Genomic DNA, 20945 nt, shown 5'->3' on the forward strand with positions numbered 1-20945 from the left:
GATGACGCGTCGGCATCGATGGTTGCGCTTCGTTCGCCATGACGCGGGTTGGCGCAGGTGTCATTTCTTCATGCACCATCGGTTTGGGGCGTCAGTACGGCAAGACGCCAGCGCTGCCTGTGGAATGAGCCTGCAATAATCGGGGCCTTCAGCCAGAGCCGCCCGTAACACGTTTTGGATGAAAATTCAAGTCTTTTAGGGCGCTTGCGCACGGTACACGGGCGTATACAGCTATCAAAAACAGAGCGTTCGAAGCCTTGGCCCCAGTTTTGTTCAGCCCTTCACCTTTCACCTCACATGGCACTTTCTGTGCAGACGGATTTCCCCTTGAACCACGAAACACCTCTTTCCCAACCCCTGCGCGTCGCGGTGATCGGCGGCGGCCCGGCCGGCCTGATGGCGGCTGAAATTCTGGCCAGCGCCGGCCCGTCCGTTTCCGTGCGGCTGTACGACAGCATGCCTTCTGTGGGTCGCAAGTTTTTGCTGGCTGGCCGGGGCGGTCTGAACCTGACGCATTCCGAGCCGCCCGAGGTGTTCATGCGCCGCTATGGCGAACACGGTGCCGGCTTGCAGCCGCTAATGGCCGAGTTTGGACCGGCTGAACTGCGCGCCTGGGCCGAAGCGCTGGGCATTGAAACCTTTGTCGGCAGCTCGGGGCTGGTGTTTCCCAAGGACATGAAGGCCGCGCCGCTGCTGCGCGCCTGGCTGCAGCGCCTGCGCCAGGCGGGCGTGCAGTTTTCGATGCGCCATCGCTGGCTGGGCTGGGCCGAAGACGGCGCGCTGAAGTTTTCAACCCCGGCGGGCGAGGTGCTGGCACAGGCCGATGCCGTGGTGCTGGCGCTGGGCGGCGGCAGTTGGACGCGCCTGGGTTCTGACGGCGCGTGGGTGCCGCTGCTGGCCGAGCGCGGTGTGGCGGTGGCACCGCTGCAGCCGTCGAACTGCGGCTTTGACGTGGTGGCCGGCGCCGCCGCAGAAGTGGCCGAGCAGGGCGAAACCCGGCGCAACTTTTTGCGCGAACTGATCGGCCAAAGCCCGGCACCCCAGCCCGGCTGGACCGAGCATTTCTCCAGCCGCTTTGCGGGCCAGCCCTTCAAGTCGGTGGCGATTCATTTCACCGATTCGCAGGGCCGCAGTTTCAGCCGCAAGGGCGAGTTCGTGGCCACGGCGACGGGGGTGGAAGGCAGCCTGATTTATGCAGTGTCCAGCTTGCTGCGCGATGAAATTGCCGCGCACGGCAGCGCCACGTTCACGCTCGACCTGCTGCCCGACAAGACGGCTGAACAGGTGCTGGTCGAGGTGCGGCATCCGCGCGGTTCGCGTTCGCTCTCAAGCCACCTCAAGAGCCGCTTGAACCTGGACGGCATCAAGGCCGCCATGCTGTATGAAGTGCTGGGCAAAGAAGCGATTGCCGACCCGGTGCAGCTGGCCGCCGGCATCAAGGCGCTGCCGGTGCGGGTGCTGGCCGCGCGGCCAATTGACGAAGCCATCAGCAGCGCGGGCGGCGTGAAGTTTGGCGGGCTGGATGCGCATCTGCGCGTCACCACGCCGGCTGATTTGATGCCGCCGGTGTTTTGCGCCGGTGAAATGCTCGACTGGGAAGCGCCCACGGGTGGCTATTTGCTCACCGCCTGCTTTGCCAGTGGCCGCGCCGCCGGGCAGGGCGTTTTAACGCACTTCGGGCGCCAAGCCTGCGCCGGGGCTGGCGGTTGCCCTGCGTAACCTTGCCTCTCCAGCGGGAAAGTGACCGGGCCAGATTGGGCGTTTGTGGCGGCGTTTGCGTTGCGCTGCCGGCTGGTTCGGTCGATTTCTGAACGCTGACTGGGCGAAACCGCAACAGGGCAGCGCCAGGTAAATTGAGTTTCTATATTCTTATTTGTCCATAAATTAAGAGCTATATATTCTTTTGATGTTTAAGGGTTTGTCTGCACAATGCGTTCATTCACTTTCACCCCAGGAGCATTGCATGGCGACTCTCAGACTTGGCGACATTGCACCCGACTTCACCCAGGACTCCACCGAAGGCCCGATTTCCTTTCATCAGTGGGCCGGTGATTCATGGGTGGTGCTGTTTTCGCACCCGGCTGATTTCACGCCGGTTTGCACCACAGAGCTGGGCAAAACCGCCGCGCTGGCCAGTGAATTTGCCAAGCGCCATGTCAAGCCCATCGCCATCAGCATCGATCCGCTGGACTCGCACGGCGAGTGGGTCAAAGACATCAACGAAACCCAGAACACGACGGTCAATTTCCCGATCCTGGCCGATGCCGACAAGACGGTCGCCAACCTGTACGACATGATTCACCCGAACGCCTCAACCACCGCCACGGTGCGCAGCGTGTTCATCATTGACCCGAAGAAAGTCATTCGCACGATCTTCACGTATCCGGCCAGCACCGGGCGCAACTTTGATGAAATCCTGCGCGTGATTGATTCGCTGCAGCTGACCGACAGCCACAAGGTGGCGACGCCGGTGAACTGGAAAGACGGCGACGACGTGGTGATCGTGCCGAGCATTCAGGACCCTGCCGAGCTGGCGCAGCGCTTTCCCAAGGGCTTCACCGCCGTGCGTCCTTATCTGCGGATGACACCGCAGCCGAACAAATAATCGGCGCTTTTGCTATCTTTTTGACTTTGCCTTCCTGGAAACCGCATGACCTCCAAATTTAAAATTGCCATTGCAACGCTGGCGCTGGCCGCCAGCGGTATCGTTTCAAGCCAGACCCTGCTGAACGGCTCGTACGACGTGGCACGTGAGTTTTACAAAGACTACAACGCAGCGTTCATCGCCCATTACAAGAAAACCACCGGCAAGGACGTGAAAATCGACCAGTCGCATGCCGGCTCCAGCGCCGTGGCGCGTTCGGTGGCCGACGGCCTGGACGCCGATGTGGTGACCATGAATACCTCGACCGATGTGGAATTCCTGGCCAATGCCGGCGTCGTTGCCAAGGACTGGGCCAAGCGTTTCCCCGGCAATGCGTCGCCGACCACCTCGACCATGCTGTTCCTGGTGCGCAACGGCAATCCCAAGGGCATCAAGGACTGGGACGATTTGACCAAGCCCGGCATCCAGGTCATCGTGGTTAACCCAAAAACGGGCGGCAACGGCCGCTACACCTACCTGGCCGCCTGGGGTTACGCCAAGAAGAAGGGCGCGACCGATGCGCAGGCCGCCGAGTTCGTCGGCAAGCTGTACAAGAACGTGCCGGTGCTGGGCAAGGGCGGGCGCGATGCGACCACGGCCTTTTTGCAGCGCAATATTGGCGATGTACTGGTGACTTTCGAGTCAGAAGTGGTGTCGGTGAACAAGGAATTCGGCGAAGGCAAGGTCGATGCGGTCTATCCGTCGATCAGCATCCTGGCCGAAAACCCGGTGGCAGTCGTCGAGCGCACCGTGGCCAAGAAAGGCACGGCGGTTCTGGCCAAGGCTTACCTTGACTACCTCTATTCCGACGAAGGCCAGGAAATTGCGGCCAAGCATGCCATGCGTCCGTATTCGCAGGCCATCCTGAAAAAGCACAGCGCCATCTTCAAGCCGGTGCAACTCTTCACGGTGCAGGAAATGTTTGGCTCGCTGAGCGACGCGCAAAAAGTCCACTTCAATGACGGTGGCCAGTTCGACAAGCTCTACACCGTCCGGTAAACATGCGTTCATTGACTTCCGGGGCGCCATCCGCCGGGGTGGCGCCCCCTCTTCGTTCCGGCGCCAAAAGAACACCGCAGCGGGTGCTGCCGGGGTTCAAACTGACGCTGGGTTACACGGTGCTGTACCTCAGCCTGATCGTGCTGATTCCTATCGCCGCGCTGTTCTTCAAGACCTTCACGCTGACGTGGGAGCAGTTCGTCTTCGCCGTTACGTCGCCGCGCGTCATGGCGTCTTATCGGCTGACGTTTGGCGCGTCGCTGATTGCCGCGCTGGTGAATCTGGTGTTTGGCCTGCTGCTGGCCTGGGTGCTGGTGCGCTACAAGTTTCCGGGCAAGAAAATCGTCGATGCGCTGGTGGATTTGCCGTTTGCGCTGCCCACGGCCGTCGCCGGTATTTCGCTGACGGCGCTGCTGGCCGGTAACGGCTGGCTCGGGCAGTACCTTGAACCCATGGGCATCAAGCTGGCGTTCACGCCTGCCGGCGTGGTGATTGCCTTGATTTTTGTAGGGATGCCATTTGTGGTGCGCACGGTGCAGCCGGTGCTTGAAGACGCCGAAAAAGAGCTTGAAGAAGCCGCCACGGCGCTGGGCGCCAACCGCTTCCAGATTTTCACCAAAGTGATCTTTCCACACATCGCCCCGGCCCTGATGACCGGCTTTGCGATGGCATTCGCCCGCGCCATCGGCGAATACGGCTCGGTCATCTTCATTGCCGGCAACATGCCGATGATTTCCGAGATAACGCCGCTGATCATCATCGGCAAGCTGGAACAGTACGATTACGCCGGTGCCACGGCTGTTGCGGTGGTGATGTTGGTGATTTCCTTCGTCTTGTTGCTGGTCATCAATGCGCTGCAGACCTGGCAGCGAAAAACCACAGGAGCCTCGTCATGAGTGGCCCGTCTAGCCAACCCGTTCGCCGCACCAAGGCCGGCACGACCGAAGCGCCGTGGGTGCGCTACACGCTCATTACCGTGGCGCTGCTGTTCGTGCTGCTGTTTTTGATCCTGCCGCTGGCTGCTGTCTTTACCGAGGCGCTGCGCAAAGGGTTTGGCGCTTATCTTGAAGCATTGAAGGAGCCTGACGCCTGGTCGGCCATCCAGCTCACCCTGATCGCCGCCGCGATTGCCGTGCCGCTGAACCTGGTGTTTGGCGTGGCTGCTGCGTGGGCGATTGCCAAGTACGAGTTTCGCGGCAAGTCGTTTTTGACGACGCTGGTCGATCTGCCGTTCTCCGTATCGCCGGTCGTTGCGGGCCTGATGTATGTGCTGCTGTTCGGCGCGCAGGGCTGGTTTGGGCCGTGGTTGCAGGCGCATGACATCAAGATCATCTTTGCCGTTCCGGGCATCGTGCTGGCGACCGTGTTCGTGACCTTTCCCTTCATCGCGCGCGAGTTGATTCCGCTGATGCAGGCGCAGGGCAATGACGAGGAGCAGGCCGCCATCGTGCTGGGCGCGACCGGCTGGCAGACGTTTTGGCGCGTCACGCTGCCCAACATCAAGTGGGGCCTGATCTACGGCGTGATTTTGTGCAATGCACGGGCGATGGGCGAGTTTGGCGCGGTGTCGGTGGTGTCGGGCCACATTCGCGGCCAGACCAACACCTTGCCGCTGCATGTGGAAATTTTGTACAACGAATACCAGTCGGTGGCTGCGTTTGCCGTGGCGTCGCTGCTGGCCATCCTGGCGCTGGTCACGCTGGCCATCAAGTCGTTCGCCGAATGGCGGCACGAGGCTGAAATCAAGGCGGCGGCTGAACTGCCGCCGGAACGTCCGCAGGCCTTGGCCGCTGTTCGCTGAAAAAACGCTGGAAACATAAATCATGGGTATCGAAATTCGCAACGTCAGCAAGCAGTTTGGCAACTTCCAGGCCTTGAGCGACGTGAACCTGGACATTGAAGCCGGCGAGCTCGTCGCCTTGCTCGGCCCCTCGGGCTGCGGCAAGACCACGCTGCTGCGCATCATTGCCGGGCTGGAAACGCCCGACCAGGGCAGCATTTTGTTCAGCGGCGAGGACACCACCGACGTGCATGTGCGCGAGCGCGGCGTCGGCTTTGTGTTCCAGCATTACGCGCTGTTCCGGCACATGACGGTGTTCGAGAACGTCGCCTTTGGCCTGCGCGTCAAGCCACGCAGCCAGCGTCCGAGCGAAGCGCAGATCAAGGAAAAAGTGCATTCGCTGCTCGGGCTGGTGCAGCTCGACTGGCTGGCCGACCGCTTTCCGTCGCAGCTCTCGGGCGGGCAGCGCCAGCGCATTGCTCTGGCGCGCGCGTTGGCGGTCGAGCCCAAGGTGCTGCTGCTCGACGAGCCCTTCGGCGCGCTCGACGCCAAGGTGCGCAAGGAGTTGCGCCGCTGGCTGCGCCGCCTGCATGACGACCTGCATGTGACCAGCATTTTCGTCACGCACGACCAGGAAGAAGCGCTGGAAGTCGCTGACCGCGTGGTGCTGATGAACCAGGGCAAGGTCGAGCAGATCGGCTCGCCGCAACAGGTCTGGGACCATCCGGCGAGCCCGTTCGTTTATGGTTTTCTCGGCGACGTGAACCTGTTTCATGGCCGCGCCCATGAGGGCGAAATCCAGCTCGACGGATTGACGCTCAATGCGCCCGAGCACAGCAGCGCCCAAAACGCCAAGGCCTTCGCCTATGTGCGGCCGCACGATTTCGATGTGGCGCGTTATACGCCAGGGGCCGACGGCATCGTCGCGACGCTGGACCGCGCGATTGTCATCGGCCCGATTGCCCGGCTGGAACTGATTCCGGTCGATTCAGACAAGCCATCGGCTGAGTCGCTGATTGAAGTGCAAATGCCATCGCACCAGTTCAGGGACATGGGCCTGAAGGAAGGAGAAAAGCTGGTCGTTACGCCGCGCAATGCACGCGTGTTCGTCGAGGCAGGCGAGGGGATTTGACGGCCAGAGCGGTCTGCGCTGACCAGAAAACAGTTTTTTGGTATCAAACAGGCCTATTGCGCAAGCTGGATGGGCGCTGGCAGCTATTGATTCAGTAGCAAGCGTGCTGGTTTCACAGGCAGTGATGGCACACCATAGCGCTTGCGCCCTGACCCGTGCAGGCTTTTCCCCGCGCGGCCAGGTCGATTTTTGCGGGAACTAATCCGGGGCGCGTTCAACGAACCATCGGACAATCCTTGAATCGATCAACCAATAGGGAATTGAATGTTTTTGACGTATTTCGACACCATGCCGCGCCGCTTGCTCGCACTGACGGCGGCAGCAGGCGTGGCGCTGCTGGCTTTTGGCCTTTACTTGCAGCATGTAGTGGGGCTGGAGCCTTGCCCGATGTGCATCGTGCAGCGCTATGCGTTGGTGCTGGTCACCCTGGTTGCCGGCGTGAGCGCCCTGAGCGCCCGGCGCAATGTGCTGATCACCGGCGCCAGCTTGCTGGTGTTGCTGTCGGGCTTTGGCGCGTTTGTGGCGGCGCGGCAGAGTTTCCTGCAGTGGTATCCGCCCGAAATCGCCTCGTGCGGCCGGGATTTCTACGGAATGATCGAAACCTTTCCGCTCAAGCGCGCAATTCCCATGATTTTCAAGGGCAGTGGCGACTGCACCGCGATTGACTGGACCTTTCTGGGCGGCTCGATTGCCAACTGGTCTTTTGTCTGCTTTGTGCTGATTGCCGTGATGGCACTGACGCTGGTCGTCAGGCAGGCCCGTCAGCGCTGATACAGTCATGCGCTGCCACTTGCGTTAATTGCTATTGAAAAAAGAGCTGTCAGCGCCCATGCAGCCTGCACAAGCGGCTGATTTGACGTAAAAAATGCCAGTCAACGGGGCGCTGACTGGCATGGGCTTTAAAAGGCGTCTTTTTGGCACGCCAAGCGCGGCTTCACATCACTTTGGCAATCGATGCGCAGACGTAGTCGATGTTCTTGCTGTTCAGCGCGGCTACGCACATGCGGCCGGTGTCCGTGCCGTAGACGCCAAATTCATTGCGCAGGCGAACCATCTGGTCCTTGGACAGGCCAGAGTAGCTGAACATACCGATCTGCTTCGTGATGAAACCCATGTCTTCTTGGACGCCAGCGGCCTTCAGGCCATCGACCAGCTTCTGGCGCATGGCCTTGATGCGCACGCGCATCTCGCCGAGTTCCTTTTCCCACAGCGCGCGCAGCTCGGGCGTGTTCAGCACCGTGGCGACCACTGTGCCGCCATGAATCGGCGGGTTGCTGTAGTTGGTGCGAATCACGATCTTGAGCTGGCTCAGCACGCGGCCGGCTTCTTCCTTGCTCTCGCAGACCACGCTCAGGCCGCCGACGCGTTCGCCGTACAGGCTGAAACTCTTGGAAAAAGAGGTGGAGACGAAAAAGTCCAGGCCGGCAGCGACAAACTTGCCGACGGCAGCGCCGTCTTCTTCAAGGCCGTAGCCAAAGCCCTGATAGGCCATGTCCAGAAAGGCCACCAGGTTGTTGGCCTTGACAGCGGCAACGACTTCGTCCCACTGGGCGGCGGTGATGTCATAGCCGGTCGGGTTGTGGCAGCAGGCGTGCAGCACGACGACGGTGCTGGCAGGCGCCGCGTTCAGCGCGGCCAGCATGCCGTCGAAGTTGATGCCGCGCGTGGCTGCGTCGTAATACGGGTAGCTTTCGACCGTGAAGCCGGCGTTGGTGAACAGCGCGCGGTGGTTTTCCCAGCTCGGATCGCTGATCAGGACCTTGGCATCCGGGCTCAGGCGCTTCAAAAAGTCAGCGCCGACTTTCAGGCCGCCCGTGCCGCCAATGCACTGCACCGTGGCCACGCGGCCCGAGGTGACGGGTTCGCTGTCAGCGCCAAACACCAGGCCTTTGACGGCCGAGTCGTAGGCGGCAATGCCGTCAATCGGCAGGTAACCGCGCGCCTTGGGCGACTCCATCATCTGTTTTTCAGCCGCCTGCACACACTCCAGCAAGGGCAGCTTGCCGTTGTCGTCGTAATACACGCCCACGCCGAGGTTGACCTTGGCGGGATTGGTGTCGGCTCCAAATTGCTCGTTCAGGCCCAGGATCGGGTCACGGGGTGCCATTTCGACGGCGGTAAACAAAGACATGAAATATCCTCAGAAGTGAAAAATTTGCCTGAATGCGGCGGATTGCAGCGCTTTGGGCGCGGGAGAAAAGGGGCAGCGGGGCAGGGGATTGCAATTCCCATTTTCGCCCGAATGTCTTAATCTGTTCAGTTGCTCCGAATTTTAGCGGGGCTTAATCGAGATTTTTATGCCAGAAATAACGCAAGTCATCACCGAAGCAGCAGATTCGAGCGGCGTGGGCCAGTTCGTGCGTTTCCCCGGTTCACCCTTTGAGCTGTTTCAGCCTTACCTGCCGGCGGGCGACCAGCCGCAGGCCATCGACAAGCTGGTGGAAGGCATCAACGACGGTGAAGTGTTCCAGACCCTGCTCGGCGTGACCGGCTCCGGCAAGACCTACACCATGGCCAATGTGATTGCGCGGCTGGGCCGGCCGGCGATTGTGTTTGCGCCGAACAAAACGCTGGCGGCACAGCTTTACAGCGAATTTCGCGAATTTTTCCCGAAAAACGCGGTCGAGTATTTCGTCAGCTATTACGACTACTACCAGCCTGAAGCCTATGTGCCGCAGCGTGATTTGTTCATTGAAAAAGACTCGGCCATCAACGAGCACATCGAGCAGATGCGGCTCTCTGCCACCAAAAGCGTGCTGGAGCGGCGCGACACCCTGATCGTCGCGACGGTCAGCGCCATTTACGGTATTGGCGCGCCTGAGGATTACACCCAGATGCGTTTCATTGCCCGTATTGGCGACAAAATGGGCCAGCGCGACGTGATTGCACGGCTCATTCGCATGCAGTACAGCCGCAATGACGCTGATTTTTCGCGCGGCACTTTCCGCGTGCGCGGCGACGTGATTGATGTGTTTCCAGCCGAGCATTCGGAGCTGGCCATTCGCATCGAGTTGTTTGACGACGAAATCGAGACACTTTCTCTGTTTGACCCGCTGACGGGACGCATCAAGCAGAAAATCCCGCGTTTTGTGGTGTATCCGAAAAGCCATTACGTGACGCCGCGCGACAAGGTGATGACGGCAGTGGAAACCATCAAGCTCGAATTGTCGGAGCGCGTTGGCCAGTTCATTGCCGACGGCAAGCTGGTTGAAGCCCAGCGCATTGAGCAGCGCACCCGGTTTGACCTGGAAATGCTGGGTGAAATCGGCCATTGCAAGGGCATTGAAAACTACACCCGTCATTTGAGCGGCTCGCCGCCGGGCTCTGCGCCGTCAACCCTGTGCGATTACCTGCCCAAGGATTCGATCATGTTCCTGGACGAGAGCCACGTCATGATTGGCCAGCTCAACGCCATGTACAACGGCGACCGGGCACGCAAGACCACGCTGGTCGAATACGGCTTTCGGCTGCCCAGCGCGCTGGACAACCGGCCGCTGAAGTTTGAAGAGTTTGAAACCAAGATGCGGCAGGCGGTTTTTGTCTCCGCCACCCCGGCAGCGTACGAAAACGAGCATGCGGGGCAGGTGGTCGAGCAGGTGGTGCGGCCAACCGGGCTGGTCGATCCGCAGGTGGAAGTGCGACCGGCGACGCATCAGGTCGATGACGTGCTGCAGGAAATCCGCATTCGCGTGGAAATCAATGAACGCGTGCTGATCACCACGCTGACCAAGCGCATGGCCGAGCAGTTGACGGATTACCTGACTGAAAACGGCGTGAAGGTGCGATATCTGCACAGCGACGTGGAAACGGTGGAGCGGGTCGAAATTTTGCGTGACCTGCGGCTGGGCGCATTTGATGTGTTGGTCGGCATCAACCTGCTGCGCGAAGGGCTGGATATTCCCGAGGTGTCGCTGGTGGCGATTCTGGATGCTGACAAGGAAGGCTTCCTGCGCTCGGAGCGAAGCCTGATCCAGACGATTGGCCGCGCCGCCCGCAACATCAATGGCCGCGCCATCCTGTACGCCGACCGGATCACCGAGTCGATGAAAAAAGCGATGGGCGAAACTGAGCGCCGGCGCGACAAGCAACTGGCCTTCAACGAGCTGCATGGCATCACGCCGCGCAGCGTGGTCAAGCGCATCAAGGATTTGATTGATGGCGTGTACAGCGAAAAATCCGGCAAGGAGGCCGAAAAGCTGGAAATGCAAAAAGCGCTGGTCGAGGACATGAGCGAAAAAGACATTGCGCGCGAAATCAAGCGGCTTGAAAAGCAGATGGTCGAACATGCCAAAAACCTGGAATTCGAAAAAGCGGCCCGGGTTCGTGATCAGTTGCATGTGCTGAAGGCGCAGGCTTTTGGCGCGCCCGGAATCGACAACGTGGTGCCGATTTCATCGGCCGCCTGACGGCGTGGTCGAAACAAATCAACCATTTTCCAAACGGCTTGCACATCGGGTTATCCCTTGACTCGCTGGCAGGCCGCAGGCAAAAAAGACCCTGACATGGTATACTTGACGAAATTAGTCAGGAACAAGAAAAAATAAAAAAACATCCCGAAATGCGCCATTTGACTGGCCGGGAAAAGAGGAGAAGTTCCCTGAAGGTCATAAGCTTTCAGGGTCTAAGCGACAGCCAAGCACACTTGAAGGAGCTTGATATGCGTCTCACGACCAAAGGCCGTTTTGCGGTCACCGCGATGATTGATTTGGGACTGCGCCAGAATAACGGCCCGGTCACGCTCGCTGCCATCAGCCAGCGTCAGCAAATTTCCTTGTCTTACCTTGAGCAGTTGTTCGGCAAGCTGCGTCGCCATGAACTGGTCGAGTCCACCCGTGGCCCCGGCGGCGGTTATACGTTGGGCCGCAAGGCTTCCGAGATCACGGTGGCCGACATCATTGTTTCAGTCGACGAGCCGATCGATGCAACGCAGTGCGGCGGCAAGGAAAACTGTCTGGGTGACGGCACCCGCTGCATGACGCATGACCTCTGGACATCACTGAACAGCCGCATGGTTGAGTTTCTGGATTCCGTCAGCCTGCAAAAACTGGTGGACGAGCAACTGGCCAAAGGCGTTGTGGTTGAAAGCACGCCACAAGTTAAAAAAGCCATCTTTGCGTCGCCCATTGCCAAACCCATGCGCGTCAATGCGCCCAATTCCGTTTTCGCCCTCGGCAACGCTTTTTCCAAATCCTGACGGATCTGGATTGCATTGCAGGAAAATTATTGTTTTAAGCTGCCCGCCAGCCAAGAATTAAAGAGCCAGCCACATGGAAACTCCACACTTCCCGATTTACATGGACTACAGCGCCACCAACCCCTGCGATCCGCGCGTGGTGGACGCAATGATCCCTTGGTTGCGCGAGCATTTCGGCAACCCGGCCTCCCGCAGCCATGCCTGGGGCTGGGAAGCTGAAGCCGCTGTTGAAAAAGCCCGTGAACAAGTGGCCGAGCTGATTGGCGCCGACCCACGTGAAATCGTCTGGACCAGCGGCGCGACCGAATCCAACAATCTGGCTCTCAAGGGCGCTGCGCACTTTTACAAGACCAAAGGCAAGCACCTGATCACTGTCAAGACCGAGCACAAAGCCGTGCTCGATACTTGCCGCGAGTTGGAGCGCCAGGGTTTTGAAGTGACTTACCTGGATGTTCAGCCAGACGGCTTGCTGGACATGGAAGTGCTCAAGGCGGCGATTCGGCCTGACACCATTTTGGTCAGCGTCATGTTCGTCAACAACGAAATCGGTGTGATTCAGGACATCGCCGCCATCGGTGCGTTGTGCCGCGAAAAAGGCATCATTTTCCATACGGATGCCGCGCAAGCGACAGGCCGCGTGGATATCGACTTGCAAACCCTGCCCGTCGATCTGATGAGCCTGACTTCGCACAAGACCTATGGCCCCAAAGGCATTGGTGCGCTGTATGTACGCCGCAAGCCCCGCGTGCGTCTTGAAGCCCAAATGCACGGTGGTGGCCATGAACGCGGCATGCGTTCGGGCACCTTGCCGACGCATCAGATCGTTGGCATGGGCGAGGCTTACCGTATTGCCAAAGCCGAGATGCATGAAGAAAACAAGCGCATCCGTGCATTGCATGAGCGCATGCTGAATGGACTCAAGGATGTCGAGGAAGTTTTCCTTAACGGCCACGCTGAAAAGCGTGTCCCGCACAACCTGAACATGAGCTTTAACTTCGTCGAAGGCGAATCGCTGATCATGGGCATCAAGGGCCTTGCGGTGTCGAGTGGTTCGGCCTGCACGTCAGCCAGCCTGGAGCCCAGCTATGTGTTGCGTGCCCTGGGCCGCAGTGATGAACTGGCGCACAGCAGCCTGCGTATGACGATTGGCCGCTGGACGACCGAAGAAGAAATCGATTACGCCGTGGCCACCATCAAGGAAAACGTGGCCAAGCTGCGTGACCTGTCTCCCCTGTGGGAAATGTTCAAGGATGGCGTGGACTTGTCCACCATCCAATGGGCGGCGCATTAATTAACAGACAGCCAGACGGCTTGTGACAAGGCCTCTGTCCAGTAACCAGAACCAAGGAGTAAATTCAATGGCATACAGCGAAAAAGTGGTGGACCACTATGAAAACCCCCGCAACGTCGGCTCTTTTGAAAAGGGCGATGAAACCGTCGGCACCGGCATGGTCGGCGCGCCTGCTTGCGGCGACGTGATGAAACTGCAAATCAAGGTCAACCCGGTGACGGGCGTGATTGAAGACGCGCGTTTCAAGACCTACGGCTGCGGCTCGGCGATTGCTTCGAGCTCGCTCGTGACCGAATGGGTCAAGGGCAAGACGCTGGACCAGGCGGCCAGCATCAAGAACAGCGCGATTGCCGAGGAACTGGCCTTGCCGCCGGTCAAGATTCACTGCTCCATCCTGGCCGAAGACGCCATCAAGGCCGCCGTGAACGACTACAAGCAAAAGCACATGCCTGCTGCTGAAGCCGCACACTGATCAACCTGTCGAATTTCGAGCGATTTACTATGTCCGTTACCCTTACCGACGCTGCTGCCCGCCACGTGACCCGCTACATGACGAAGCGCGGCAAGGGCGTGGGTGTGCGCCTGGGCGTCAAGACCACTGGCTGTTCAGGGCTGGCCTACAAGCTGGAATATGCTGACGAAATTGCGCCTGAAGATGTCGTCTTTGAAGACAACGGCGTGAAGGTGCTGGTTGACCCCAAAAGCATGGCTTATATCGACGGTACGCAGCTCGATTTTGTACGCGAAGGCTTGAACGAAGGCTTTAAATTCATCAACCCCAACGAGCGTGACCGCTGTGGGTGCGGTGAGAGCTTTCGGGTTTGACCCGGCTCGTTGAAGGCGTTTCTTCTCATGCGCAACGGTGCGCAATTTTTTCAAAGCCGCCCTCACTGAATGTGCTGGCGGCTTTTTTATTCCCATGAACCTTCAATCCACTGACTTTGAACTTTTCGGCATTCCTGTCCAATTCGCCCAGGATCGGGTGCAGCTTGACGCCCGCTGGAAAGAGCTGCAGCGCGAAGCGCATCCTGACAAATTTGCGGCCCAGGGCGCTGCCGCCCAACGCGTGGCGATGCAGTGGTCGGTGCGCATCAACGAGGCTTACCAGCGGCTCAAGAACCCCATGAAGCGGGCCAGCTATTTGTGCGAGCTGAACGGCGCGCCGATCAATGCAGAAAACAACACCGCCATGCCGTCAGATTTTTTGATGCAACAGATGGAATGGCGCGAAGCGCTGGAAGACGCTAAAAGCATTGATGATCTGGATAAAATAGCGCTGGAGTCCAATACCATCGGGCACAAGCAGCTATTAAAAATAGAGCAAATACTGGATCAGGAAAAAGACTTTGCGGCGGCCGCCCAGCAGGTCAGAAGCCTTATGTTTATCGAACGTTTTGCCAGCGAGGTGGATGCGCGCATCGACCAGCTGGGACAATAAAGCCCACCCAAAAATCAGAAAAGAACAGCGCCATGGCACTCCTGCAATTATCCGAACCCGGCCAGACGCCTGACCCGCACCAGCGGCGCATTGCGATTGGCATTGATTTGGGCACCACCCATTCACTGGTGGCCAGTGTGCGCAATGGCACGCCTGAATGCCTGCCAGATGATGCGGGCCGCGTCTTGTTGCCCAGCGTGGTTCGTTATCTTGAAGATGGGCGGACGCAAATCGGCTTTGATGCGCTGGCAGCGCAGATCAACGACCCGTTGAACACGATCTCATCAGCCAAGCGGCTGATGGGACGGGGCATCAACGACATTGGCAACCGCGACCAGATGCCGTTTCGCTTCATCGACAAGCCCGGCATGGTGACGGTGCAAACCATTGCTGGCGAAAAAAGTCCGGTCGAAGTCAGTGCCGAAATTCTGGCCTTGCTGCGCCAGCGTGCCGAAGACACGTTTGACGATGATATTTATGGCGCCGTGATTACGGTGCCGGCCTATTTCGATGACGCCCAGCGCCAGGCGACCAAGGATGCGGCCCAACTGGCGCGATTGAATGTGCTGCGCCTCATCAATGAGCCGACTGCGGCCGCTATTGCGTATGGGCTGGATAACGCGAGCGAGGGCACCTATGCTGTGTACGACCTCGGAGGCGGCACGTTTGATATTTCCATCCTGCGTTTGTCGCAAGGCGTTTTTGAAGTCGTCGCGACGGGCGGCGATTCGGCGCTCGGTGGCGACGACTACGACCGTGCCCTTGTCCAATGGGCGCTGGACAAAGCCGGCCTGGCTGCCGACACATTGACGGCGTCAGACAAGGCTGCATTGCAAAAAACGGCGCGCGCCTGCAAGGAAGCCTTGTCGGCAGCGCCTTCAGTGCCGTTTGTGGTGAAGTTGACCAAAGCGGCCATCAATTTTGAAATGAAGAGCGAAAACTTCGAGACGGCCTGCGCGCACCTGACGCAGCGCACCCTGATGGCGGTGCGCAAGGCGTTGCGTGACGCCGCGCTGGGCAAGGACGAGATTCAGGGCGTCGTGATGGTCGGCGGCTCAACGCGTATGCCGCAGGTACGCAAAGCCGTCGCCAGCTTCTTCGGGCGTGAACCGCTGACCAACCTCAACCCGGACGAAGTGGTGGCGCTCGGCGCTTCGATTTCCGCTAACCAGCTGGCAGGCAATAACAGCGGCGCCGATTTGCTGCTGCTGGACGTAATTCCGCTTTCACTCGGCATTGAAACCATGGGTGGACTGGTTGAGCGCATCGTGCCGCGCAACCAGACCATCCCCACGGCGATGGCGCAAGATTTCACCACTTACCAGGACGGCCAGACGGCATTGGCGCTGCATGTTGTGCAGGGCGAGCGAGACTTGGTGGCTGATTGCCGCAGTCTGGCGCGCTTTGAGTTGCGCGGTATTCCGCCGATGGTTGCGGGTGCAGCGCGTATCCGCGTGACGTTTACGGTGGATGCCGATGGCCTGCTCAGCGTCAATGCCAAAGAGCAACTCAGCGGCGTCGAAGCCCGCATTGACGTCAAGCCTTCCTACGGCCTGTCGGATGAGGAAATCGCCCGCATGCTGCAAGAGAGCTTTTCAACTGCCCAGCAGGATATGCGTTCGCGCGCACTGGCCGAGGCGCAAGTCGATGCCGACCGCATGATCCTGGCCACGCAAAGCGCGCTGGCTGCCGATGCAGATTTGCTCAGTTCCAGCGAACAGACGCAAATTGATCATTTGATGGCTGACTTGTCTGAGGCGCGCAAAAACGGTGATGCCGCTGCCATTGAGGCGGCCACGCAGACATTGGCCAAAGGCACCGAGGCTTTCGCCGCGCATCGCATGAACCGGGGCATCCAGAAAGCCCTTGCCGGAAAAAACATCGAGTCGGTCTGAAAGCCGTCTTCTTTCTTCAACCTGTCCAGATCGAAACCATGCCCATCATCAAAATACTGCCCCATCCGGAATATTGCCCCGAAGGCGCTGAAATCACCGCCCCGGCCGGAACCTCCATTTGCGAGGCCATGCTTGACAACAAGATCAACATTGAACATGCCTGCGATCTGAGCTGCGCCTGTACGACCTGCCATGTCATCGTGCGCGAAGGTTTTAAATCCCTGAACGAGCTCGATGAAAGCGAAGAAGATTTGCTGGATCGCGCCTGGGGGCTGGAGCCCAACTCGCGCCTCAGCTGCCAGGCTTTTTTGGCGCAAAGCGATGTGACGGTCGAGATTCCCAAATACTCGATCAACCACGCCAAGGAACTTCACTAAGCGGGTGTCCAGAGAGAGTCAAAACCATGCGTCAAATTGTTCTGGATACTGAAACCACGGGGCTGTCTGCTGAAAACGGTGACCGCATCATTGAAATCGGCTGCGTTGAGCTGGTGCGCCGAAAGCTGACGGGCAACAACAAGCATTTTTACCTGAATCCCGGCCGAGACAGCCATGAGGATGCGCTCAAGGTTCACGGCATTAGCAATGAATTCCTGAAAGACAAGCCCAAGTTTTCAGCCGTGGTTGACGAATTACTGGAGTACCTGCAGGGTGCCGAGGTCATCATTCACAACGCGCCGTTTGACGTGAGTTTTCTGAACAAGGAACTTGAACTCATCGGCAGGGCACCTATCAGGCAGTGTGTGGCCAAGGTGACCGACAGCCTGATGATGGCCAAGGAGATGTTTCCGGGCAAGAGAAACTCGCTCAATGCGCTGTGCGACCGGCTGGAGGTAGACAATTCAGGCCGTACCTTGCACGGCGCTTTGCTCGATGCAGAGCTGCTGGCTGATGTGTACATCAATCTCACACGCGGACAAAACAGTCTGATGATGGATGTGGGCAGTCCTGTGCAGAGCGACGAGAAAAAGGTGAGTGTTGATTTGCGCACATTTGAGTTGCCTGTGCTTATTGCCAGCGAGCAGGAAAGGGATGCGCATGAAAAAGTGCTGTCCTTGCTGGACAAGAGCAGTCGGGGGAAAACGGTGTGGCGGCTTGAAAACAGAGAAATTGAAAAGGTAGCCTGAAAGTCAGCATATAATTGAAAGCTGACCGATAGGGCGGTTAGCTCAGGGGTAGAGCACTGCATTCACACTGCAGGGGTCGCAAGTTCGAAACTTGCACCGCCCACCAATAAATTCGATGAAATCAAGGACTTAGCTTCAATGCCAAGTCCTTTTTTTATGCCTGCTGTATAAAAAATGTCGCATTTTTGGGCGCTATGGGATAAATCGCATCCAAAGCATTAAAAAATAATTTTGACCCTTTTGGGTTGCAGGCCGTGACGAATTTAGATGCTTGAGCCGGCTACCTGAAAATCGGTGCAGCCGATCTATTTCCGGCCAGCGCCAACGACCTTATTATTTGACAATCAAAACAGGCAGACGAAAAAAAGCCCATGATTTACATGGGCTTTTATCAATTTCTGGCGGAAGAGGCGGGATTCGAACCCGCGGTAGGTATAACCCTACGCACGCTTTCCAGGCGTGTGACTTAAACCGCTCATCCACCCTTCCGCTTAGCCACAAATTATAGCAGTCGACCGCACAGGTTTACCCGCTAACGTGAAAGACTCGGGGCAATTGCATTTGAAATTTCTACGGCTGCAGAGTCAGCCTGATGAATTCAAGCCAAGGCAGGCGCTGTGTATACATGCGCGCACTCTGGCCATCCGCCATTCACGTTATCAAGCCGCCTGCAACCGGCTTTTAAAGAAAGCGATGGTGCGATCCCATGCCAGTTTGGCGGCTGCGGCGTCGTAGCGCGGGGTGGTGTCGTTATTGAAGCCATGTTGTGTGCCCGGATACTGGTGCTCTTCATACTTCACGCCCGCCGTTTTTAACGCGGCGGCATAGGCGGGCCAGGCGGCGTTGATGCGTTCGTCGACGGCGGCATGGTGAATCAGCAGCGGGGCCTTGACCTTGGCCGCTTCGCTGGGCGCGGGCACATTGCCGTAAAAAGGCACCGCTGCATTGAGCTGGGGCAATCGGCTAGACAGCACGTGGACGATGCCGCCGCCGTAGCAAAAACCGACCGCACCGAGCTTGCCGCTGGCGTCAGGGCGCGCATTGAGCCACTCGGCGGCCGCTACGAAATCTTCCAGTGCCTTGGCTTGATTGAGCGTGGCAAACAGTTCCCTGGCCTTGTCTTCGTCGCCCGGATAGCCGCCCAGCGGCGTGAGCGCGTCGGGCGCAAAGGCCATGAAACCGTCCAGTGCCAGACGGCGTGCGATGTCTTCGATATGCGGGTTCAGGCCCCGGTTTTCGTGAATCACCAGCACGGCTGGCAACTTGTTGGCGCCAGCGCTCGCGGGACGCGCCAGATAGCCGTTGACGCTGCCATTGCCTGCCGGTGAAGGGTAGCTGATCCGCTCGGTTTTCAGGCGCGCATCGTCTTTGGGAACCTGCTGGCCGGCGGCAAAATTCGGGCTCAGCGCGGCCAGCAGGCCGGCGGCTGTGACGCCCACTTTGGCGAACTTTTGCGCCTGCGCCAGAAAGCCGCGCCGGTCCAGGCTGCCGTGGACATACGCATCAAAAAGAATCAGCAGTTCCTGGTCAAAATCTTGGGCACTCAAGCGTGGCGGCATGGGGCGTTCCTTTAAAAAAAGCAGAATACGCTGCCCGAAAAAGCCGTGTCTTGCACTGAAATTTAAGGTGAGAAAACAAGCCGGGTATGCCCCGCGTGTTGGGTGCAGGCCGCGTTCAGTCGGCTATAGTGCCGGCGCGTTAGCATCGCCGTTTCACTCAAGGAGCCTTCATGCGCCCAAGCGCCAGCGAACCCGTCCCTTCGGTTGCACTTTACTGGGACTTTGAAAACCTGCACGCCAGCCTGTGCGAGGCGCGCCAGGAAGGCGCTTACAGCAAGCAGGACAACCGCTTTCGGGTGCAGGAACCGCTTATTGATATTCAGGCCGTGGTCGATCTGGCCGCCTCGTTCGGGCCGATTGCCATCAACCGCGCCTATTGCAACTGGCAGTATTTCAGCCGCTACCGCGATGCGCTGCTGCAAAGCGGGGTCGAGCTGATCCAGATGTTTCCGCCGGGCGGCTCGGCCAAGAACGGCGCTGACATCAAGCTGTGCCTGGACGCGGTGGAAGACATGGGCCGTTTTGCGCATATCGGCACACTCATCATCGTCAGCGGCGACAGCGATTTCATGCCCTTGTCGCAAAAGGTCAAGGCCGCAGGCCGCACGCTGATGGGCGTGGGCACGCGCCAGAACACCAACCGCCACTGGGCCAAGAGCTGCCACGAGTTTCGCTATTACGACAATCTGGTGCAAGACCCGGACGTGCCCGGAACCCCGCCCGCCCAGTCACTTCAGTCCGATGCCGCCAAAGATATTTTCAGGCGTGCGACGCGCTTGCTGGCCGCCAACCAAGGCGATGCGTGGGTGAGTCAGTCGGCCCTCTGGCAGATGATCAAGCGTCTGGATTCGACGTTTGACCCCAAGGAACACGGCTTTGCCAATTTCATGGCCATGCTGCAGGATTTCGAGTCGCTGGTGGAAGTTCGGCAAGACGCGTCGGAGCTGATGGTTCGCCTGCGCTGAGGCAGCGGCCTGGCGGTTTGCCTTGACGAGGGCGATGAATTCACTATCAAAATAGTAGCTGCTTGCGATTATGCAGCATGCGCAAGCAGCCTTTTTGACTATAAAACGTTGATTTCATAGCTCTTGCGCGAAGTTGCCCGGGGCGTGAACCGGGCGGGCGTTCTTCAGGCGGGTGGCGCTTCGGTTTTGGGCTTGAAGTCGCAATACGGCGCGACTGCACATTGCCAGCACAGCGGCTTGCGGGCAATGCAGACATAGCGCCCATGCAAAATCAGCCAGTGGTGCGCATCGACCAGATAAGCCGGCGGAATGCGCTTGATCAGTTTGAGCTCGACTTCCAGCGGGTTCTTGCCCGGGGCCAGCCCGGTGCGGTTGCTGACGCGAAAAATGTGCGTGTCAACGGCCATGACGGCTTCGCCAAACGCCGAGTTCAGCACCACATTGGCCGTCTTGCGGCCCACGCCCGGCAGCGTCTGCAGCGCTTCGCGTGTACGCGGCACCTGGCCGCCGTGCTGCTCGACCAACAGCGCGCAGGTCGCCAACAGGTTTTTGGCCTTGGTGCGGTACAGGCCGATGCTCTTGATATAGCCCTCCAGCTGCTCCAGCCCCAAGTCGAGCATGGCTTGCGGCGTGTTGGCGACGGGAAACAGCCGGCGCGTGGCCTTGTTCACGCTCACGTCCGTGGCCTGCGCCGACAGCAGCACGGCGGCGAGCAACTCAAACACACTGGTGTATTCCAGCTCGGTCACCGGCAGCGGATTGGCGGCTTTCAGCGTGGCAAAAAACGGTTCGATGTCTCTGGTTTTCATGGCGCAAAGTGTAGGGCGCTCAGGGCGCGACGTTAAAAAAGCGTTGAGCGCAGTACCATGCATGCCAACGCTTTATAAGCCCGTCAATTTCAGCGTTTCCCCAAAACCTTCAC

General features: G+C 58.8%; 20 protein-coding genes and 2 tRNA genes. 18 read left to right on the forward strand and 4 right to left on the reverse strand.

Annotated elements, in window-relative coordinates; all coding sequences use genetic code 11:
• Positions 1–297 precede the first annotated feature (297 nt).
• From RCH06_RS08830 to RCH06_RS08860, 7 genes are all read left to right on the forward strand, one after another.
• On the forward strand, positions 298–1719 hold the full coding sequence (locus RCH06_RS08830) for a TIGR03862 family flavoprotein (protein ID WP_327081088.1): 1422 nt from the start codon (positions 298–300) through the stop codon (positions 1717–1719).
• A 244-nt stretch (positions 1720–1963) separates the two neighbouring features.
• The gene (locus RCH06_RS08835; RefSeq protein ID WP_327081089.1) at positions 1964–2605 is read left to right on the forward strand and encodes a peroxiredoxin; all 642 of its coding nucleotides are present in this window, start codon (positions 1964–1966) and stop codon (positions 2603–2605) included.
• Between the two features lie 45 nt (positions 2606–2650).
• On the forward strand, positions 2651–3643 hold the full coding sequence (locus tag RCH06_RS08840; RefSeq protein WP_327081090.1) for a sulfate ABC transporter substrate-binding protein: 993 nt from the start codon (positions 2651–2653) through the stop codon (positions 3641–3643).
• A gap of 2 nt (positions 3644–3645) precedes the next feature.
• Positions 3646–4539 (forward strand): sulfate ABC transporter permease subunit CysT, encoded by an 894-nt coding sequence (cysT, locus tag RCH06_RS08845; protein WP_327081091.1) that lies wholly within the window; start codon positions 3646–3648, stop codon positions 4537–4539.
• The gene (cysW, locus tag RCH06_RS08850; RefSeq protein WP_327081092.1) at positions 4536–5444 is read left to right on the forward strand and encodes a sulfate ABC transporter permease subunit CysW; all 909 of its coding nucleotides are present in this window, start codon (positions 4536–4538) and stop codon (positions 5442–5444) included. The genes cysT and cysW overlap by 4 nt, the downstream gene beginning before the upstream one ends.
• 22 nt (positions 5445–5466) lie before the next feature.
• Entirely contained in the window at positions 5467–6555 is a 1089-nt protein-coding gene (locus tag RCH06_RS08855) for a sulfate/molybdate ABC transporter ATP-binding protein (RefSeq protein WP_327081093.1), read from the forward strand.
• A gap of 264 nt (positions 6556–6819) precedes the next feature.
• Positions 6820–7326 (forward strand): disulfide bond formation protein B, encoded by a 507-nt coding sequence (locus tag RCH06_RS08860; protein WP_327081094.1) that lies wholly within the window; start codon positions 6820–6822, stop codon positions 7324–7326.
• Between the two features lie 163 nt (positions 7327–7489).
• On the opposite strand, the gene RCH06_RS08865 is transcribed toward RCH06_RS08860, so the two are convergent.
• Positions 7490–8686, reverse strand: coding sequence for an amino acid aminotransferase (locus RCH06_RS08865; protein WP_327081095.1), 1197 nt, complete (start codon positions 8684–8686; stop codon positions 7490–7492).
• Between the two features lie 166 nt (positions 8687–8852).
• On the opposite strand from RCH06_RS08865, the gene uvrB reads away from it, so the two are divergent.
• From uvrB to RCH06_RS08915, 10 genes are all read left to right on the forward strand, one after another.
• On the forward strand, positions 8853–10961 hold the full coding sequence (gene uvrB / locus RCH06_RS08870; protein ID WP_327081096.1) for an excinuclease ABC subunit UvrB: 2109 nt from the start codon (positions 8853–8855) through the stop codon (positions 10959–10961).
• A 251-nt stretch (positions 10962–11212) separates the two neighbouring features.
• Positions 11213–11749: a Fe-S cluster assembly transcriptional regulator IscR gene (gene iscR / locus RCH06_RS08875; protein ID WP_327081097.1), complete on the forward strand. Its 537-nt coding sequence runs from the start codon at positions 11213–11215 to the stop codon at positions 11747–11749.
• A gap of 73 nt (positions 11750–11822) precedes the next feature.
• Positions 11823–13040 carry an IscS subfamily cysteine desulfurase gene (locus RCH06_RS08880; protein WP_327081098.1) on the forward strand — a complete coding sequence of 406 codons (1218 nt, stop codon included), beginning with the start codon at positions 11823–11825 and terminating at the stop codon, positions 13038–13040.
• 67 nt (positions 13041–13107) lie between these two features.
• Positions 13108–13512 (forward strand): Fe-S cluster assembly scaffold IscU, encoded by a 405-nt coding sequence (gene iscU, locus RCH06_RS08885; protein ID WP_327081099.1) that lies wholly within the window; start codon positions 13108–13110, stop codon positions 13510–13512.
• 29 nt (positions 13513–13541) lie between these two features.
• Positions 13542–13865: an iron-sulfur cluster assembly protein IscA gene (iscA, locus tag RCH06_RS08890; protein ID WP_011801674.1), complete on the forward strand. Its 324-nt coding sequence runs from the start codon at positions 13542–13544 to the stop codon at positions 13863–13865.
• Between the two features lie 94 nt (positions 13866–13959).
• Entirely contained in the window at positions 13960–14478 is a 519-nt protein-coding gene (gene hscB / locus RCH06_RS08895) for a Fe-S protein assembly co-chaperone HscB (RefSeq protein WP_327081100.1), read from the forward strand.
• Between the two features lie 32 nt (positions 14479–14510).
• Complete coding sequence (gene hscA, locus RCH06_RS08900) at positions 14511–16373, forward strand: Fe-S protein assembly chaperone HscA (RefSeq protein ID WP_327081101.1); 1863 nt, start codon at positions 14511–14513, stop codon at positions 16371–16373.
• A gap of 38 nt (positions 16374–16411) precedes the next feature.
• Positions 16412–16750 carry an ISC system 2Fe-2S type ferredoxin gene (gene fdx / locus RCH06_RS08905; RefSeq protein WP_327081102.1) on the forward strand — a complete coding sequence of 113 codons (339 nt, stop codon included), beginning with the start codon at positions 16412–16414 and terminating at the stop codon, positions 16748–16750.
• Positions 16751–16776: 26 nt separating this feature from the next.
• Positions 16777–17499 carry a DNA polymerase III subunit epsilon gene (gene dnaQ / locus RCH06_RS08910; RefSeq protein WP_327081103.1) on the forward strand — a complete coding sequence of 241 codons (723 nt, stop codon included), beginning with the start codon at positions 16777–16779 and terminating at the stop codon, positions 17497–17499.
• A 31-nt stretch (positions 17500–17530) separates the two neighbouring features.
• Positions 17531–17605 (forward strand) — tRNA-Val (locus tag RCH06_RS08915).
• Between the two features lie 293 nt (positions 17606–17898).
• On the opposite strand, the gene RCH06_RS08920 is transcribed toward RCH06_RS08915, so the two are convergent.
• Both RCH06_RS08920 and RCH06_RS08925 read right to left on the reverse strand, forming a co-directional pair.
• A tRNA-Ser gene (locus RCH06_RS08920) sits at positions 17899–17988 on the reverse strand.
• A gap of 170 nt (positions 17989–18158) precedes the next feature.
• Entirely contained in the window at positions 18159–19058 is a 900-nt protein-coding gene (locus RCH06_RS08925; protein ID WP_327081104.1) for a dienelactone hydrolase family protein, read from the reverse strand.
• A gap of 170 nt (positions 19059–19228) precedes the next feature.
• Between RCH06_RS08925 and RCH06_RS08930 the strand changes: the two genes are divergently transcribed.
• A complete protein-coding gene (locus RCH06_RS08930; RefSeq protein WP_327081105.1) occupies positions 19229–20023 on the forward strand; it encodes an NYN domain-containing protein in 795 nt (264 codons plus the stop codon).
• Positions 20024–20187: 164 nt separating this feature from the next.
• On the opposite strand, the gene nth is transcribed toward RCH06_RS08930, so the two are convergent.
• The gene (gene nth, locus RCH06_RS08935) at positions 20188–20832 is read right to left on the reverse strand and encodes an endonuclease III (protein ID WP_327081106.1); all 645 of its coding nucleotides are present in this window, start codon (positions 20830–20832) and stop codon (positions 20188–20190) included.
• Between the last annotated feature and the right edge of the window lie 113 nt (positions 20833–20945).

The organism is Polaromonas sp. CG_9.5 (assembly GCF_035984465.1).
Lineage (GTDB): Bacteria > Pseudomonadota > Gammaproteobacteria > Burkholderiales > Burkholderiaceae_C > Polaromonas.

Excerpts from the sequence above, each read along its gene's own strand:
- RCH06_RS08830 (WP_327081088.1), top strand. The coding sequence starts at position 298 with ATGGCACTTTCTGTGCAGACGGATTTCCCCTTGAACCACGAAACACCT.
- RCH06_RS08835 (WP_327081089.1), top strand. The coding sequence starts at position 1,964 with ATGGCGACTCTCAGACTTGGCGACATTGCACCCGACTTCACCCAGGAC.
- RCH06_RS08840 (WP_327081090.1), top strand. The coding sequence starts at position 2,651 with ATGACCTCCAAATTTAAAATTGCCATTGCAACGCTGGCGCTGGCCGCC.
- cysT (WP_327081091.1), top strand. The coding sequence starts at position 3,646 with ATGCGTTCATTGACTTCCGGGGCGCCATCCGCCGGGGTGGCGCCCCCT.
- cysW (WP_327081092.1), top strand. The coding sequence starts at position 4,536 with ATGAGTGGCCCGTCTAGCCAACCCGTTCGCCGCACCAAGGCCGGCACG.
- RCH06_RS08855 (WP_327081093.1), top strand. The coding sequence starts at position 5,467 with ATGGGTATCGAAATTCGCAACGTCAGCAAGCAGTTTGGCAACTTCCAG.
- RCH06_RS08860 (WP_327081094.1), top strand. The coding sequence starts at position 6,820 with ATGTTTTTGACGTATTTCGACACCATGCCGCGCCGCTTGCTCGCACTG.
- RCH06_RS08865 (WP_327081095.1), bottom strand. The coding sequence starts at position 8,686 with ATGTCTTTGTTTACCGCCGTCGAAATGGCACCCCGTGACCCGATCCTG.
- uvrB (WP_327081096.1), top strand. The coding sequence starts at position 8,853 with ATGCCAGAAATAACGCAAGTCATCACCGAAGCAGCAGATTCGAGCGGC.
- iscR (WP_327081097.1), top strand. The coding sequence starts at position 11,213 with ATGCGTCTCACGACCAAAGGCCGTTTTGCGGTCACCGCGATGATTGAT.
- RCH06_RS08880 (WP_327081098.1), top strand. The coding sequence starts at position 11,823 with ATGGAAACTCCACACTTCCCGATTTACATGGACTACAGCGCCACCAAC.
- iscU (WP_327081099.1), top strand. The coding sequence starts at position 13,108 with ATGGCATACAGCGAAAAAGTGGTGGACCACTATGAAAACCCCCGCAAC.
- iscA (WP_011801674.1), top strand. The coding sequence starts at position 13,542 with ATGTCCGTTACCCTTACCGACGCTGCTGCCCGCCACGTGACCCGCTAC.
- hscB (WP_327081100.1), top strand. The coding sequence starts at position 13,960 with ATGAACCTTCAATCCACTGACTTTGAACTTTTCGGCATTCCTGTCCAA.
- hscA (WP_327081101.1), top strand. The coding sequence starts at position 14,511 with ATGGCACTCCTGCAATTATCCGAACCCGGCCAGACGCCTGACCCGCAC.
- fdx (WP_327081102.1), top strand. The coding sequence starts at position 16,412 with ATGCCCATCATCAAAATACTGCCCCATCCGGAATATTGCCCCGAAGGC.
- dnaQ (WP_327081103.1), top strand. The coding sequence starts at position 16,777 with ATGCGTCAAATTGTTCTGGATACTGAAACCACGGGGCTGTCTGCTGAA.
- RCH06_RS08925 (WP_327081104.1), bottom strand. The coding sequence starts at position 19,058 with ATGCCGCCACGCTTGAGTGCCCAAGATTTTGACCAGGAACTGCTGATT.
- RCH06_RS08930 (WP_327081105.1), top strand. The coding sequence starts at position 19,229 with ATGCGCCCAAGCGCCAGCGAACCCGTCCCTTCGGTTGCACTTTACTGG.
- nth (WP_327081106.1), bottom strand. The coding sequence starts at position 20,832 with ATGAAAACCAGAGACATCGAACCGTTTTTTGCCACGCTGAAAGCCGCC.